This window comes from Paraburkholderia terricola, from assembly GCF_003330825.1.
GTDB lineage: Bacteria > Pseudomonadota > Gammaproteobacteria > Burkholderiales > Burkholderiaceae > Paraburkholderia > Paraburkholderia terricola.
The window spans coordinates 2,324,631-2,340,147 of the sequence record NZ_CP024942.1 but is presented as its reverse complement, the minus strand read 5'-3'; the positions used below and the strand labels follow the sequence as shown (position 1 = coordinate 2,340,147).

Genomic DNA, 15,517 nt, shown 5'->3' with positions numbered 1-15,517 from the left:
TTCTCCTTCACTGACTGACGGACATCGAGGCAGGCACGACCTGGTATTCCAGTTGCGCCCAGGTCTGCGAGACGTCTCGCTGCAAGTCGAGCACCTGAAGCTCGGCGTCGAGTTGCGCACGTCTCGCGGCAAACGTGTCCGCGAGCGAACCGGTGCCCGCCTTGTACGCCGCCACCGCCAGGCGCACGCGCTGCTCCGCGAGCGGCAACAGCGCGTGCGTGAGATTGGCGATGCGCTCGCGGCCGCTGGCCAGCGTCGCGGACTGAGTCTGGATATCCGCTGTCACTTGCCGTTGCGCGTCCTCGTACAGCAGGCGCGCCCTGGTGCCGAGTTCGGCTTTCTCGGCCGCGTCCCGGTCCTGATAGTTCTTGCGATGGATCGGCAGCGGAATGCTGACCCCGACCGACACCATGTTGGAGAATCCGCCGCCGCGCTGCTGGTAGGCGACTTCCCATGTCCAGTTGGGGCTGCGGTTGCTGTTCGCGACGGCCGTGTCGGCGTCGGCCACGGCGATGTCGCGCGACGCGGCGACCAGCACCGGCTGCACCTCGCTCAGTTCTTGAGGCGGCAGCGCTGACACATACGACTGCGGCGCCGGCGGCTCGCCGCTCACATCCGCAACGGCGCTCGCGGTCCAGCGGGACAGCGCGATGAGTGCGGTCTGCAAGGTCTGCCGGGCCTTGAGCATCTGGTCCTGGGCCTGAGCGAGCAGCGCCTCCGCCTGGGTCACGTCGGCCGCGGTCGACTTCGCGCCACGATAGGACGCCCGTGTCGCATCCAGCTCATGGCTCATGTGCTCAACGAGTTCCTGCTGCAGCGAAACCGCCTTCTTTGCATAGACCGCGTTCAGCCACGCCGCGGCCGTCTGTTGACGGGTGTTCGCGAGCTGCGCGAGATAGCCCGCCCGCTCGCGATCCACCATGCCGTTCGCGAGCGCGGAGCGCAGCCGGCGTTTGTCGCCGGATACCCATTCCTGTTCGATGCCGACGCGGCGCATGGTCATGAAGTCCTGACCGATGGTGAATCGTTGCGGCCCGTTCACCGGCAGGTTATCGACGCCGGCCTTGAGCATCGGATCGGGCAACTGGCCGGCCCGCACGGCCGCTTCCGAACCGGCGCGCACCGATGCCTGCGCCGCCGCCATGACGGCGGAGCGGTCGGTGGCGGCCTGAAGTGCCGCATCGAGCGTGACGGGTGCTTGCTGCGCGCGCGCGGCGGCGCTCGCGAGAATCAGCGCGGCGCACAGCCAATGCACGCGCAAGGGTGCGCGCCGGCATGACGGCGCGCCAATGGTTAAAGGCATGTTCGAACCCCAACGGCGGACTCCCATAGGGAATCCACGTCCTGAACGCAGGACGACCCTCACCGCGAACGCGGTGAACCTGTCAGAAAGGGATTAGATGACGCGAGGAGGTCGCCAGGGGCCGGCCGGTTCACGGACGGGCAGCGAGTCGGCGTAGTGGAAAGCAACCGGGATCGAGAGGCCGGCGGGACGGGTGACTTCAGTACGGGAGACCGGGTGATACAGGCTGCCGAGCTGGCATTGCGCCGTTGCCTTGCAGAAGCCCTTGGCTTTCTCGGGTTGCGACGATTTCATGGTCTCGCACCCAGGCATTTCCGCAGACATCGCACTGCCCTCGTCGGCGCCCATGCTCATCGGCATTGGACATTCTCCCGTCAACCCGCTCGCCGCCAGCCCACTGATGGGCAGCACGGCGCAAAGCAGCAGGAGGAGCAATGTCCGGAGCAATTTCATGGCCGGAATTATACGGGAGCGGTCTCATCCATGTTCGGGGAATGTGTCGCCGGCGTGACTTGTCGCACGCAGCCGGCAGCGGGCTTGGGCGATGCAATTCGCGCGCCAGGCCCATGTCATCTCGGCGGACAACCCGGCATTTTCACGTGCAGGTTCTGGCAGGGATAGGACTTCGGCAATTGCGGCGAGTCGCCCGAGCGTGGGCTCACGGCCGGGCCGCTCACGACGGCTGAGCGGCTCGACGTGGCCGCGCTCTGACAGCCGGCGAGCGCGACGACAGCCGTCGCTATTGCAATGACGAAGCGAACACGGGCTATGGATGGTGTCTTCATCTCTGGATGATGGAGCGCGGCGCCTGAACGAGCCGTGACGCCGAAATGACTTTCTGGTCATCGCAGCGACATGCTCGACCCATTGCTATCGTGGCGGCGGGCCGGGCGTATGCCACGTCATGTGCGTGATGCGCAGCGGATGCCAAGGCGTCTGAATAACCATTGATCCAATGACCACTTGCCGGCGCCCCGGCACAGCAGGACCAACAGCATCGCGGCCCATTGAATGTGCGTGGGCCATGCCTGCGGATACACGAACACCTCGATGACCGTTGTCATGCCGAGCAGGACGAATGCCACGGGTCGCGTCGCGAGGCCGAGCACAAGCAGCACAGGCGCGGTCAGTTCGATCGACACAGCCATGTAGGCGGCAAGCTCGGGCGGCAGCAACGGTAGTCGATAGTCTTCCCTGAACAACTGGAGCGCGGCATTCCAGTCGGCCAGTTTGGTCATCGCCGAGTTCCAGAAGACCGTGGCGACAGCAAGCCTCAGTGGAAGCGCGAGAACCGTATACGGCACGCGCTCCAGCCATCCCACGGTGCGCAGGATGCGCTCAGTCAGTATCGAACTGCGATGAGCGGATCGAGATTCCGGCATCATGGGGGCTACCTCTCGGCTGTTCGGCTGGATGCCTCGTTCGACAGACGGATATCGACAAGGCATCCAGATACAAGAAGGTGTGCGAGCCAGACGGACGTTTCAGCGTCCGGCGCATCGGCCAGGGCGTCATGCAAAGGGCGTCCCGCAAGCAACGCAGCCGTGAAGCGGTATTGCCCTTTCGTCATCCGGTTCACCTCGACGCCGGAAGGTGCCCGTTGGATAGACAAACAGACCGGATCAGCCGCCAGATCGATGTCCGCCAACGCGCTATCGTCCCTTGACAATACCGCGTGCCAGATGGCGTCGATGGGAAACGCCGACTCCATCATTCGTATTGCGGGACTCGGCAAAAACCGTACGGCTTGCATGCCGGCTTCATCCAGTTGTTCGAGGCGGCGTAGATCGAGCGGCGTTGCGTCGGCTGCGTGCAGCGCCTCATTCACGGCCCATTCGAGTCGTGCGGTATCCGGCAGATAGACGAGCGACGCCGCTTCCGGCATCCGCGCCAGAAAATCCGCGAACCTGTCGCCGTAGCTATCCAGGTGCGCGCTCGACGGTGGGCATTGCTCGATAAAAAGTCGAGCCGCGCCTTCGAAGAATTCGTCTCCAACCAAAGCCCGCACGGCCGGATAAGTGAGCCGCAATGCCGTAAGCAGCGTGCTATTCGCCGTGTTCCGATAAATCGCGAGCCGCGCCTGCGGAGCGAGGCCATCGGCTATCACATACGCGGCTGCATCGCCATCGGCAAGCCCAAGCAAGTCCCGGCGCACCGCGCATTGCAAGTCATGCAGCGTTGGCGCACAAGTCGTCATTTCCCTGCCTCCCGATAGCGGCATCCGCAAGCGCGGCTTCTTCCATCAGAACCTCGAGCGGCGGCACATCGGTGTCCCATTCGATCAGCGTGGGAACCGGTCCAAAACGCCTGAGCGCCAGTTCGAACAGGTCCCACACGGCGGGCGCGACGCGTGAGCCGTGGTCGTCGATGCGGATTATTCGGCCCTCGTCGAGCTGACGCACGCTGTGTCCGGCCAGGTGAATCTCGGTCACCGATTCGGGCGGCAAGGCATCGAGATAAACCTGTGCGTTCCAGCCGTGATTGCCGGCACTGACATAGATGTTGTTGACGTCGCAGAGGATGCCGCATCCCGTGCGCCGCGCGACCTCGGCGAGAAACGCCCACTCAGGAATAGTCGAGTGGCGAAAACGCAGATACGTGGACGGGTTTTCCAATGAAATGCGCCGCCGCAAACAGGTCTGCACCTGGTCGACGTGACTGCATACGAGGGTCAGCGCTTCTTCCGTCATCGGCAGCGGCAACAGGTCGGCGAGATAGACGCCGGCGCTTACGCTCCATGACAGGTGTTCAGAAACGAGGCCGGGCTCGACCCGCTCGATGACGGCGCGCACACGCTCGAGATGCCGTGCATCCAGGCCTTCGACGCTGCCGGGAGAAAGGCCCACCCCGTGAAGCGAGATCGGGTAATCCCGGCGAATCGCATCCAGGTATCCTGGCGCGAGGCCGCCGCCCATGTAGTTCTCGGGATGCACCTCGAACCAGGCGGCGGGCGGATGCCGTTCGACAACTTCGTGATGGTGCCGAAAGCGCAGCCCGACGCCGGCGCACGCCGGAATCAGGCCGTGGGCATAGTGCGAGGCGCCGGAAGCGGCATCCATGACCCTTCCTTCCTCACGCCGGCTTCAGCTTGCCGCCCTGGATCTTGCTGCAATCGCCGGCGGGCAGCAAAACGAATGACTTGGGGTCGCGCGCCTGGGTGGATTGTCCGGCGCAGGAATGGGCGCCTTCAGCGCAGTCGTTTTTCGACACGGCGTTGATGCCGTAGCACTTTTGCAGTTTGTTCGCTTCCATCCGGGCCATGTTGTCTTTCACGACTTGCGGCATCGCGCTCATGTCCTTCATGGCCTGGGCCTGAACAGGCGCGATCTGCATGGCGAGCGCCAGGCCGATTGCCGAAGACAAGATCGAGGCCGTCATCCTGTGTTTGTTCATCACGCATCCTCCTGAGGGTTGCGGCCGGACATTGTGGGCCGTGCAGGAAGGTTCGGCCGAGCGCCGCAAAAGGTTACGGTCCGCTCAAACTTTTTCCGCGTGACAATCCGGGCTCCCCGCCACAAAATTTCAGCATGCAACGGCATCCCCCCCCGCCGAGTCCCGTTCCTGGTTCCGAAAGAGAGAGCCTGGCGTCGATCGCGCCGGCCGCTCGGCAAGCGCCGGCGACCCGTCGCGCCGACGGCAAACTCGACTGGTCCGCCATGATGGCCAGCGCGCAAATGGGCGACGCCCAGACCTATCGCCGGTTGCTCCAGGACATCACGCCCTACCTTCGTGCGCTCGCGGCACGACACATCCGCAACGCCGACGACATCGAGGACACGGTTCAGGATGTGCTGCTGACCGTGCACGCCGTGCGCAACACGTATGATCCTTCGCGTCCGTTCGGGCCGTGGCTGGTCGCCATTGCAAACCGGCGCATCGTCGACGGTCTGCGCCGGCGCGGCCGTGTTGGCTCGCATGAATCGTCAACGGAAAATCAGTTGGAAACCTTTGCCGCCGATGAAGCGAACTTAGAGGAAGAGACGGTGAATGCCCGCCTGGTCAGGGAAGCAATCGAGCAATTGCCTGTCGGACAACGCGACGCGATGCGCATGCTCAAATTGCAGGAGATGTCGCTGCAAGAAGCCGCGGCTGCAAGCGGAACGTCGGTTGCCGCGTTGAAAGTCGCCACGCATCGGGCCATGAAACGATTACGGGAGAGGTTCCCGCAGCGAGGTAGCAAATCATGACCCGCACCTCCGACCTGATCGACGTGCTCGCCGCGGATGCCGCGCCGGTGCGGCGTCTGCGCTCGCCAGCGGCGAGAGCCGCGTGCTGGTTGCTGTTTGCCGCGGTTGTGATGCTCTTCGTCGGTGTCGCGCATGGAGTGCGCGCCGACCTGGCGGTCAAGCTGCATCAGCCGCTGTTCGTCATCGGCATGGCCGCGGCCACGGCCACCGGCATTCTGGCCGCCGTCGCGGCATTGATTGCCAGCGTGCCGGGCCGGTCACGCCATTGGCTTCTGTTACCGGGACCGGCTGCGCTCACGTGGGTCGCCACGATTGGCTACGGTTGCCTGACCAATTGGATCGCGATCGGACCGGAAGGCATGTCTGTCGGCGAAACGGCAAGATGCTTCGCGACCCTGGTACTGGTCGGCATGCCGCTATCGCTCGTGATGCTGATCATGCTGCGCCACGCCGCCCGGCTGGAGCCGGGACCGGTCGTGATGGCGGGTAGTCTCGCGGTCGCTGCAATGACCGCGGTGGCCTTGTCGATTTTCCATCCTCTCGACGCGACCGCGATGATCCTGCTGTGGAACCTCGGCGTCGCCGCGCTTTATCTGGCGTTGAGCGGCCGGTACGGTCAGCGGCTGCTGGATTGGATCGCGCTGCACTGACGAGCCGGCCAGCCACGCCGGCTAGCGGCGCGGCCAGCGCCGCCATGTCAACGCGGCAAGGGTCAGCGCGGCGGCAAGCGCAAGCGGACGATGCGTATCGAGCCATAGTGCGCTGCTGTAATGCTTCGCCTCGCCGTCGAATGGACCATGAGCGCGATGCGCGCCGGCAACCGGTTGCCATAGATTCGAGGGCGCGGCATCGCTTGCCGGCGCGGCTCTTTGCTGCGCCTGATAGCCGGTGCGGCCGAGATATCGGTCCAGCCAGCCGGGCACGACCTGGTTGGCGACAATCGCCTTCACCGTCGATATCCCGACATACACCTCACGCCGACGATGCATTGCCGCCCAGACGATCGCGCGCGCGGCGACTTCCGGCTGAAAAACGGGCGCCACCGGCTGCGGAGCGTGGGGCATGCGGTTCTCGGCCCAGTCGAATTGCGGCGTATTCAATGCGGGCATTTGCACCATCGTCAGATGGACGCGGCTGTGATCGTGAAGCAGTTCGCAGCGCAATGCGTCGGTAAAGCCGCGGATCGCATGCTTCGCGCCGCAATAGGCCGATTGCAGCGGAATCGCGCGATAGGCGAGCGCCGAGCCGACCTGGACGATGCAACCGCGATTGCGCGCGCTCATGCGCTTTAACGCGGCCATCGTGCCCCAGACGTAACCGAGGTAGGTCACGTCCGTCACCCGCGCGAACTCCTTCGGCGTCAGGCTTGCCATCGGTCCGAACACGGTGAGCATGGCGTTGTTGACCCATACGTCGATCGGACCCAGCTCCGCTTCCACGCGCGCGGCGGCGGCTTCGACGGCGTCGGCGTCGCTGACGTCGAGTGCGATCGGCAACGCGCGCACGCCGCATGCGCGCACTTGCGCTGCCGTGTCGTCGAGCGCTGCGGGGTCGCGCGCCAGCAGCGCGACATGCGCGCCGCGACGCGCGAACGCGAGGGCGGTAGCCCGACCCACGCCCGCGCTCGCGCCGGTGAGCACCACGATTCGCGGTCGAGCAAGCTTGCGCCACATGGTTCCTCCGGTCGACGGTGAATGCGGGTGGGTTCGCGTGGGTTTTGAGTTGGCAGGTTCGTGCTGCATGCGTTGCATGCGGCGTGCCATGCGTTCAGGCGTGACGATTTTGTCGTCTGGATGCGATTGGGCATTCGGGTAGTTCGCGTGGCGAGTGGCGAGTGGCGTGAGGTTTTCTAATGGCCGTGCCAGCGCCCCTCTCCCTGAAAATTTCCCGAAAAAAGTGCCTGTTCGTGGCTACGAAAATCCGTGTAGGATACTGTACATGCATACAGTGATTTTTCCGCAACTCCAATGACCACCGCGCCGCCCGTCCCCGAAGCCATCCACCCGTCGCTATGGCGGGCGTCGCAGCTTGCGCGCAGCCGGGGGCATATCGTGGATACCGGCTATCCCGCGCTGTCGGCGGAATTGCCCGGCGGCGGATGGCCGGTCGGCGCGCTGGTGGACCTGCTGGTGCAGCAGGCCGGCGTGGGCGAAATGCGGCTATTGCGCCCCGCGCTCAGCGAAATGGAAAAGCGGCCGATTGCAATGGTGCAGCCGCCGCACGTACCGAACGGCCTGGGCCTCGAATACATCGGGTTGTCGTCCGAACAATTGATGGTTGTCCAGGCTCCGAAGACAGCCGACGCGCTCTGGGCCGCGGAGCAGATTCTGCGCGCCGGCAGTTGCGGCGCACTGCTGTTCTGGGCGCAACACGTTCAGACCTCGTCGCTGCGGCGGCTGCATCTGGCCGCCCAGTCTTCGGAAACGCTGTTCTTCATGATCCGCCCGCTGGCGTCGGCACAGGATGCCTCTCCCGCGGTTTTACGGCTGGCGCTGCGGCCCGAACGCGACGGCCTGACCGTCGACATCACGAAGCGACGAGGTCCGGCACGCGCAGAGCCTCTGTCCATTCCCCTGCAACCCACACCTGTTCTGTTTTCGCACCATGCGCGTATTTCTCGCCGTTCACCTGCCCCGGTTGCAGCTCGAGGTCTTCCGGCCGAAGTGGCTGCCTGAGCCCGCGCACGGCTGCGTGGTTCTCGAACGGGACAAGGTGCTCATCGCGGATGGCGTCGCCAGGGCCGCGGGGGTGCGGGTCGGCATGAAACGCGGCGGCGTGCTGACGCTCGCGCCGGAGATCGAGATTTACGAACGCGACGCCGGCCGCGAGCATGCCGCGCAACGCGAGGTCGCCGTGGCGCTCATGCGGTTCTCACCCGATGTCGCGGTTCTCGACGAGGCGGTTGTCGTGGTGGACATCGGCGCGAGCCTGCGTCTCTTTGGCGGACTGCTCGCCGTATGCCGGCAAGCGAAAGCGATCCTCGAAGCCATCGGGCTGACCGCGCGGATAAGCGCCGCGCCGACCGGGCAAGGCGCCTGGCTGCTCGCGAGGAACCGGAACCGGCGCGTGCTCAAGGTCGATTCGCTGGAACGGCAATTGTCGGTGCTGCCGTTGCAGTCAGTGCCGGAAATCAGGCCGTTTGCCGACTGGTTCACCGGCCTTGGCTGCGAAACGATTGCCGACGTGAGACGGCTGCCGCGCGCGGGTCTGCAACGACGTTGCGGCGAACATCTGCTCGACTCGCTCGACCGCGCTTTCGGCACGGCGCCGGAACTGTTCGAATGGCTGGCGCTCCCTCCCACGTTTTCCGCCCGCATTGAAATGCCCGACCGTATCGAGCATGCGGAAGCGGCGCTTTTCGGTGCGCATCGTCTCATCGTGCAACTGTGCGGCTGGCTGTGCGCGAAGCAACTGGCGCTGACGGGCGCGACGCTTCTGCTCGAGCACGAGCGCGGCAGGCAGGCCATCGAGCCGACGCCCATCGAGATTGCCCTGGGCGAGCCGACATGGCGGGAGGATCATCTGGTCCGGCTCGTCAGGGAGCGTCTTGGCCGCATTGAACTGACCGCCCCCGTTATCGCGCTGCGGCTCGATGCATCGAACGTGCAGCCCGCCGCACCGGCATCCGATACGCTGTTTCCCGAGCCCGGCGGCTCCGCCGCGGACCACGCCCGTCTCGTCGAGCTGCTGGTCGCGAGGCTCGGCGAGGACAACGTGCTCAGGCCCGCGCCAACGGCGGACTACCGGCCCGAAATCGCCAACCGATGGGTGCCGGTTCGCAGCACGTCGGAAAGCACGCGGTTGCCGAAAGCGCTTCCGCGGCCCACCTGGCTGCTGGAGAAACCCGTGCGCCTGCTAATGCGAAAACACCGCCCGTTTTACGGTTCGGCGCTGCGCCTCGTGTCGCCTGGCGAACGCATCGAGAGCGGGTGGTTCGATGGCGAACTCGTCACGCGCGATTATTTCGTCGCTCAGGGTGAAGACCAAAGCTGTTTCTGGATATACCGCGAGCGCATGAGCAGTCGCGATGCGGAAGAAGAGCAGCGATGGTTCCTTCATGGCCTGTTCGGATGAAGCGCCACGAATACGGCCTTCGACGGCGCCTCGCCTGCGCGAGGAACGCCGTCAACCCGATCTTCATCACAGGTTAGCGAGAGCGTAAGCTCAACGCCGGGCGCTGCCCAGGCCGTACGCGTCGCGATGATAAGCCAGCCGTCCAAGCAGTTTTCGGCGCATTTGCTCCCGGCGATAGTGAGCGACGACGAATGCTGTCGCCGTCACCAGCACGAATGAACCTACGACGATTGCCACTGCTTCACTCATCGGAACCTCCATTGCTGATCTCTCGGGTTCACTGCAGGTGCTGCCCTCCGTTGATCGCGATGTTGGCGCCGGTCACGAAGCCCGCTTCGCGCGAGCACAGGTAGAGCACGAGCGCGGCAACTTCGTCCGGCTGCCCGAGCCGGCCGACCGGAATCTGCGGAACGATCTTCGTCTCGCGGATTTCCTCGGGCACGGCCATTACCATTTTCGTGGCGATATAGCCGGGCGAGATCGTATTGACCGTGACGCCTTTTTTCGCCACTTCGAGCGCCAGCGATTTCGTGAAACCATGCATGCCGGCCTTGGCCGCCGCATAGTTGGTCTGGCCGAACCCGCCCTTGGAGCCGATGATCGACGACACGTTGATGATGCGGCCCCAGCCGCGCTCGACCATGCTGTCGCACACGGGCTTCGTCATGTTGAACACCGAATCGAGGTTGGTGCGGATGACCGCGTCCCAATTGACCTTGTCCAGTTTCTTGAAGCTGGCGTCGCGCGTGATGCCGGCGTTGTTGATCAGGATGTCGACCGGTCCGACTTCGGCCTTGATCCGCGCCGCGCATTTTTCGCAGGAGTCGTAGTCGGCGACGTCGACGCCATACGCGCGGAACTGTCGCCCCTCGGCTTCCATGCGTGCGAGCCACTCGTTCGCACCGGTGTTGCCGGGCGAATAGGTGACGGCGACCGCGTAACCGGCGTCATGCAACTTGATGCTGATCGCCTCGCCCAGTCCACCCATGCCACCCGTTACCAACGCGATCTGCTTTGCCATTGAATCGTCCTCGCAATTACCGGCGGCGTGCCTGTCGGGAGCAACACCGCCTTCAGTCAAATGGGATGTATGGGAATGCCCGGATTCCTCGCCAGAGTGGCTAAAAGGAATGCTGTCAATAAAGTTGGAACCGATAACGCGGGCATTGCTGCCCGCGTGGGTCTTAATGCTTCGCGCTCGCGGCCACGATAGCCGACTCGGCACTACGTTTGGCGGACTTGGATGCCGAGGCCGTCACGGCTTCGAGATTGGTCCCGGCCATTTCCACGGCCTGCTGACCCGTCTTCTGCAGCGATTCGTACAGCGTGGCGGTGGCGCTGATCGCGGACTTCCATGCGGCGATCGCCGCTTCGGAACCGGCGGGAGCGCTCTTCGCCGCTTCCTCGATGAGTGCCTGCAGGTTTGCGTTGTACCGTTCGCAGTGCGTCTGCGCGAGTTGCGCGACCTCCGCCTGCGTGGTCGACGCGATGTCGAACAGTTGACGCGTGTATGCCAGTGATTTCTCCGCGAGCGGCGCGGTGAAACCGGCTTGCAGCGTGAACCACTGCTGCGGCTCCGCTGTGCCGGGCGCCTTCGTCAGGCTTTCCCGCGATTCCGCCAGCGTGGACTTGACGACCTGCAGGTTCAACGCAACCAGTTTTTCGACGCCTTCAAAGACCTTCCCGGTCAATCCGAAGAATGCGTCGAGGCCAGCTTTCTGCGATGCGGCGATTTGCTCGGGACTCGATAGAGCCATTATTGAAATTCCTCAGGATTCAATTCGCCGCACAAAGCCCGATCGATTCGGATGTGACCGGATGCCGCACGACGAATGGCGATGATGGATGAACCGAAGCGCAAGGACGCCTGCCAGGCAGCATGCGTCGCGAATACTTCGGAGGGTCGTTAAAACCAGGGGCACTTACACATTAAAGTCCAACTAAAGCCACTTCGCTTACTTTCTTCAGCGCGCTCGCCGCGTGGCGCGGCGGCACACGCCGCAATTCAATAACGCCTACGCGCGACCGCCTTGAGAATGGACGCGCCTTCGCTCGTGACATGAGCACGGGGATGGCCCGACGCGAGACGCTCGAGCGATATGAGTTGACGTTCCAGCAGCGTGTCGAGTTCGACGCGCTCGAGGTCGATCTGATCGGGCGCGTCCTTGAGGAGCATCAGGGTGGCGAATTCATGGGGACTTAGCATTGTGTCTCCTCGATTTAATCTGTCGGTCCGGAAGCATTAATTACCGTTCCGGCGGCAAATGACGGGAAATATTTCCCCTCTCATTTGCGAAGCAAACGTTCGGGAAATCCTTACGGAGACGTCATCATAACCGCTAAATTTTCAATTGCAATATGGTCCATACTTTTTTAATTCGTCTGGTTATTTATTCTGCATATGAATGGCGGTGCGGGGGCGTCTTCCCTGTTGAATGCGGCGACCTGGTGCGCCTTGATGGGCGTGGGTTCTGGCGGCATCGTGGCATGCCGGCGTGTGACGTTGGCAGGTCCAACAATGGGCCTTCGAGCCGCGATGATTCATATCTGAATATGGCGTTTATAGGCTAGCATTGTCTTTATCGGACATGGCCGCCTTATGGGCCGCCTCATATACCGCAATTAAGAAATAATTATTACGCTGATATGCGAGTCGCTTGTTTTCATAATTTTTACTCGTAAAAGGCATAAGCCTCGACTTCCTCGCTGTCGCGAAGGGCCACGGTTACTACCGGCAAAGCGCAGGCGAAGGGTCGTTTATCGACACCCTTCCGCCGTGACTTTGATTCACAGAGGCCACGTGTCCATGTTCAGCGAACATGAACACAGGGCCGCCTGTTAGTCGAACGAACACAACCACAACAGCCACTGCAAAACGACAAACACCTCAAAGAAACAACAACGCCCCATTCAACTCCGATTCGCGGCGCGGCGCCTCGCGCCATCCCATGCGCACGGGAACCGAATAAAGACGCCGCGCGCCAAAGCGCGGCCAGAAATGGCAAAGACCCGGCACGATGACTTGCACCACGGGCAAGCCGATATCGGGCCGCGTCTTATCGACAACCAGCACGTCCATTCCAGCCGAGGCGATTCGCGCGACGCAGTATTCGACCGCCGCCTTCAACGTACCCGCATCGACTGGCGGCCATGTCGAACTCGTCGTGCGGAGCACGTCATTTGCCGGATACAGAAACTCGGTGCGCGATAGCTTCGCGTGATCCCAGGGCGGCGGGCCGTCGGCTGCGAGATCGAGCAACTGGTTGACTTCGGTCAGCGCTCGCTGCGTGGCGATACGCGCGTCCAGATGGCAACCGAAGCCGATCGAGAACCGTCCGTTGGACGTATTTTCCGCGAGCGCGACGACCGTCGGCACAGCCAGGTCATGGCTGATGTCGAGCGCCCAGAGACGCCAACCGAGCGCTTCGTATTCACGCACGAGCGCATCGAAATACGGGTCCGCGAAACTCGCCAGATCGATTCCGGGACGGGGTACCTGGTTGTACCACCAGATCGCGACGGCATCGCGTTCGATCAACTCGAGCAAGCCTTGCAAAATCGCCTCTTCGAGGCACGATCCGGCTGCACAGCCATTCGGGTTGTGCACGCACGGCACGTTGGGCTGCGCGCTCTCGGGCGTTTCCGCATAGCAGTAGCTCAACGGCACGAGCCGGCGCCCGTCCGTGACGAGCGACCACGCGAGAGTCCAATCGATGACGTCACGTGGCGAGAAAGGCCGCGGCACCTGTTTTCGAACATCGTCGGTCAACGCATTGATGGCATCGCGCTCGTCGAACTGGCGTGCGCTGAATTGCTGAAGATCGTTGACGTGGATAGGCGGATCGTCGAGAAGGTCTTCCATGCATGCGGTCACCCTCATCTCGTCACCCTGATAGACGCTGCTGAAACGCTCGAGCGCCTCGCACAATGCGCTCACGCGCGCTTGCGTGTCGGTGGCGCCCTTGCCGGAGCAGACCCTGTCGAAGCGATTGTCGCGCGGCACGCCCGCGGGACACACGAGAAAACCGGCCGCATAGACCTTGCGCAGCCCGGCGTGTCGCTTCGGCATGGGATGGAGATAGGCGACCGGCCCGCTGACCGGCGACACCAGATGCGCGTAACGCTCGAACACATCTTGCGCATCGGCATTGCGGTAGCCGCCGCCGTCGCGCTTGAGCGCCGTGTCATCCGCAAGCTGTGGCGCGCGCGCCGCCTGCTCGCGCATCCATGCGGGATTGCCGCAGCGCGGGCATTGAGGCCGCCTGCTCACGCGATGCCGCGCGGTGGCCAGCGTGTCGAGGCGCAACGAGACGATGTGCGTTCGCGCGCGCTCCGATGCAGCGGGGTCGACCGCTATCTGCTCGATCGTTGCCGCGACCAGCGCTGCCGTAGCCGCCGCGCCCGCGCGCGAGACGGCCGCCGGAAGGCGCGCCGCGGCGCGCCCGTGATGGCGCGCGAGCAGCGCCTCGACGGGCCGGTTGAGACGGGTCCAATAGCGGACGCATTCGACGCAAGGCGCGCTGTCACACACGGTATCGGCAACCAGCAGCGGGCCGATTAGCGGCTGCACACCATGGGCGACCACGATGAGCAGCGCGCCGCCGCGCAGCGAGACGCGTGCGGCCAATTCGGCGAGATCGTCGCGGTCATGGGAATCGGCCAGGGCGACTGTCAACGCGGCATCCGGTTCGATGTCGATGCCTGCTGTCGCCAGTGCGTGTTTAAGCGGCGCGTCGTCGACACCGAACGTTTCGACAGTCACGCGCTTGCGGGCAAGGCGCTCGCAAGCGGCGTCGCCATCCAGGCCGATGCGCTCGAAGAAGCCGCGCGCCGCATCGTGTTCGCCAGGCGAGTCGGCGCGCACGTAGGCTCGACGTACCAAATGATCGAGTGCCGCGAGCACCTGCCACTCTCCAAACGTCACGGCGAGCGCTGCGATGATCTCGCCGATCGTCATGCGCGCGCGCAAGCAGGCGGCGATTTGCACGAAGACGGCGCCGGACAGCATCGTGCGCTTGAATTCGTCGACGACGAACAGCCTCTCGGCGCCCGCGTCGAGCACGAGCAAATGCGGCTTGAAGCGCAGCACGCGCGAAAAATCGTCGAGCATCGTGTCGGGTTCCGTGCAAGGAGACGGCGAAAGAAAGCGTGCCCGCGCCGCCGATGCCGGCCCGCCCGCCAGGCGCGGACCGCATCGCCGTGCGGGCTCGGACCGGCTGCGTCAGCAGCAGGTGAAGACGTAGTTCGGCCCGGCGTCGCTATAGGCCGCGAGCGCGACGGCTTCCTCGCCCGGAAGCTCCGGCCGTGCCGGTATGCCGACGGTCATGGTATTGGGCGGCAGGTTCCAGCGTTGGTTGTGTTCATCCCATCCGTACTCGCCGCCCGGATCGACAACTTCCAGATCGATCAGCCACGGGCATCGGTAGTCCAGGTACCGGGCAAGCGCATCGGCGGGATTCTTCAGCAATTCGTTTCGGAAGCTCTTGTCTTCCCACGAAAGCGCGATTGCGCGCAGATAGACCTGCTGGAATTCCAGCATCGATTCGAGCGTTGGGGTCGCGTTGTCCATTGCCATCTCAAACTCCCGGTTGGATGTGGTGATCCATGATGTAGAGGTGTTTCGCGTTGTAAAAGGCGAGCGCGAGCGCGTGCTGCTCCTGGTTCGCCGGTGCCGGCGGCAGGACCAGCGTGAACCTGTTCGTCTGCTGGGTGGTCCAGCCGCCGTTGATGGCGGGCGTCCATGTCGCCGACTCCGGGTGCACCTTCAAGTCGATCTTGAACGGATACTCGTATCCGAAACGGTTCTTCAACGTCTCGACAGGATGCTTCGTCAACTCCTGGAAGAACGCCTGATCGTGCCATGCCGTGGCAATTGCCTTGATGATCACGGCTCGGTATTCGATAAACTGCTCGTAGGTCGGCGAGCGAAGATTCTGAGTCATCGGTTTTCTCT

Annotated in this window: 18 protein-coding genes; 4 read left to right on the top strand and 14 right to left on the bottom strand. The window is 63.6% G+C overall.

Annotation, left to right across the window (positions count from 1 at the left end; translation table 11 throughout):
* Positions 1 to 7: 7 nt before the first annotated feature.
* The 6 genes from CUJ90_RS29100 to CUJ90_RS29075 form a co-directional block, all read right to left on the bottom strand.
* On the bottom strand, positions 8 to 1,303 hold the full coding sequence (locus tag CUJ90_RS29100) for a TolC family protein (RefSeq protein WP_114164437.1): 1,296 nt from the start codon (positions 1,301 to 1,303) through the stop codon (positions 8 to 10).
* A 93-nt stretch (positions 1,304 to 1,396) separates the two neighbouring features.
* Positions 1,397 to 1,756: a hypothetical protein gene (locus CUJ90_RS29095; protein ID WP_114164436.1), complete on the bottom strand. Its 360-nt coding sequence runs from the start codon at positions 1,754 to 1,756 to the stop codon at positions 1,397 to 1,399.
* Between the two features lie 449 nt (positions 1,757 to 2,205).
* On the bottom strand, positions 2,206 to 2,685 hold the full coding sequence (locus CUJ90_RS29090) for a DoxX family protein (RefSeq protein WP_374710329.1): 480 nt from the start codon (positions 2,683 to 2,685) through the stop codon (positions 2,206 to 2,208).
* A gap of 8 nt (positions 2,686 to 2,693) precedes the next feature.
* Positions 2,694 to 3,470 (bottom strand): HvfC/BufC N-terminal domain-containing protein, encoded by a 777-nt coding sequence (locus tag CUJ90_RS29085; protein WP_244220062.1) that lies wholly within the window; start codon positions 3,468 to 3,470, stop codon positions 2,694 to 2,696.
* Position 3,471: 1 nt separating this feature from the next.
* Complete coding sequence (gene bufB / locus CUJ90_RS29080; RefSeq protein ID WP_114164434.1) at positions 3,472 to 4,362, bottom strand: MNIO family bufferin maturase; 891 nt, start codon at positions 4,360 to 4,362, stop codon at positions 3,472 to 3,474.
* A gap of 13 nt (positions 4,363 to 4,375) precedes the next feature.
* Positions 4,376 to 4,696 (bottom strand): BufA1 family periplasmic bufferin-type metallophore, encoded by a 321-nt coding sequence (locus tag CUJ90_RS29075; protein WP_114164433.1) that lies wholly within the window; start codon positions 4,694 to 4,696, stop codon positions 4,376 to 4,378.
* Positions 4,697 to 4,962: 266 nt separating this feature from the next.
* On the opposite strand from CUJ90_RS29075, the gene CUJ90_RS29070 reads away from it, so the two are divergent.
* Both CUJ90_RS29070 and CUJ90_RS29065 read left to right on the top strand, forming a co-directional pair.
* Positions 4,963 to 5,490: a sigma-70 family RNA polymerase sigma factor gene (locus tag CUJ90_RS29070; RefSeq protein WP_114164730.1), complete on the top strand. Its 528-nt coding sequence runs from the start codon at positions 4,963 to 4,965 to the stop codon at positions 5,488 to 5,490.
* Positions 5,487 to 6,140 carry an NrsF family protein gene (locus CUJ90_RS29065; RefSeq protein WP_114164432.1) on the top strand — a complete coding sequence of 218 codons (654 nt, stop codon included), beginning with the start codon at positions 5,487 to 5,489 and terminating at the stop codon, positions 6,138 to 6,140. The genes CUJ90_RS29070 and CUJ90_RS29065 overlap by 4 nt, the downstream gene beginning before the upstream one ends.
* A gap of 21 nt (positions 6,141 to 6,161) precedes the next feature.
* On the opposite strand, the gene CUJ90_RS29060 is transcribed toward CUJ90_RS29065, so the two are convergent.
* Positions 6,162 to 7,163 carry an SDR family oxidoreductase gene (locus CUJ90_RS29060; protein ID WP_114164431.1) on the bottom strand — a complete coding sequence of 334 codons (1,002 nt, stop codon included), beginning with the start codon at positions 7,161 to 7,163 and terminating at the stop codon, positions 6,162 to 6,164.
* A gap of 294 nt (positions 7,164 to 7,457) precedes the next feature.
* On the opposite strand from CUJ90_RS29060, the gene imuA reads away from it, so the two are divergent.
* Positions 7,458 to 8,165 carry a translesion DNA synthesis-associated protein ImuA gene (gene imuA / locus CUJ90_RS29055; protein WP_114164430.1) on the top strand — a complete coding sequence of 236 codons (708 nt, stop codon included), beginning with the start codon at positions 7,458 to 7,460 and terminating at the stop codon, positions 8,163 to 8,165.
* Positions 8,095 to 9,564, top strand: coding sequence for a Y-family DNA polymerase (locus CUJ90_RS29050; protein WP_176035839.1), 1,470 nt, complete (start codon positions 8,095 to 8,097; stop codon positions 9,562 to 9,564). The genes imuA and CUJ90_RS29050 overlap by 71 nt, the downstream gene beginning before the upstream one ends.
* A 90-nt stretch (positions 9,565 to 9,654) precedes the next feature.
* Here CUJ90_RS29050 and CUJ90_RS32950 read toward each other — a convergent pair whose 3' ends face one another.
* The 7 genes from CUJ90_RS32950 to CUJ90_RS29020 all read right to left on the bottom strand — a co-directional run bounded on the left by CUJ90_RS32950 (position 9,655) and on the right by CUJ90_RS29020 (position 15,506).
* Positions 9,655 to 9,813, bottom strand: a complete 159-nt coding sequence (locus CUJ90_RS32950) for a hypothetical protein (RefSeq protein WP_167363311.1) — start codon at positions 9,811 to 9,813, stop codon at positions 9,655 to 9,657.
* Positions 9,814 to 9,841: 28 nt separating this feature from the next.
* Positions 9,842 to 10,585 carry an acetoacetyl-CoA reductase gene (gene phbB, locus CUJ90_RS29045; protein WP_114164429.1) on the bottom strand — a complete coding sequence of 248 codons (744 nt, stop codon included), beginning with the start codon at positions 10,583 to 10,585 and terminating at the stop codon, positions 9,842 to 9,844.
* Positions 10,586 to 10,748: 163 nt separating this feature from the next.
* Entirely contained in the window at positions 10,749 to 11,321 is a 573-nt protein-coding gene (gene phaP / locus CUJ90_RS29040) for a TIGR01841 family phasin (protein ID WP_114164428.1), read from the bottom strand.
* A gap of 248 nt (positions 11,322 to 11,569) precedes the next feature.
* Positions 11,570 to 11,770: a hypothetical protein gene (locus CUJ90_RS29035; protein ID WP_073429157.1), complete on the bottom strand. Its 201-nt coding sequence runs from the start codon at positions 11,768 to 11,770 to the stop codon at positions 11,570 to 11,572.
* 681 nt (positions 11,771 to 12,451) lie between these two features.
* On the bottom strand, positions 12,452 to 14,674 hold the full coding sequence (locus tag CUJ90_RS29030; protein WP_114164427.1) for a TOMM precursor leader peptide-binding protein: 2,223 nt from the start codon (positions 14,672 to 14,674) through the stop codon (positions 12,452 to 12,454).
* Between the two features lie 111 nt (positions 14,675 to 14,785).
* Entirely contained in the window at positions 14,786 to 15,139 is a 354-nt protein-coding gene (locus CUJ90_RS29025; protein WP_073429159.1) for a BMA_0021/BMA_0022 family TOMM bacteriocin, read from the bottom strand.
* Position 15,140: 1 nt separating this feature from the next.
* Positions 15,141 to 15,506 carry a BMA_0021/BMA_0022 family TOMM bacteriocin gene (locus CUJ90_RS29020; RefSeq protein WP_073429160.1) on the bottom strand — a complete coding sequence of 122 codons (366 nt, stop codon included), beginning with the start codon at positions 15,504 to 15,506 and terminating at the stop codon, positions 15,141 to 15,143.
* Positions 15,507 to 15,517 lie beyond the last annotated feature (11 nt).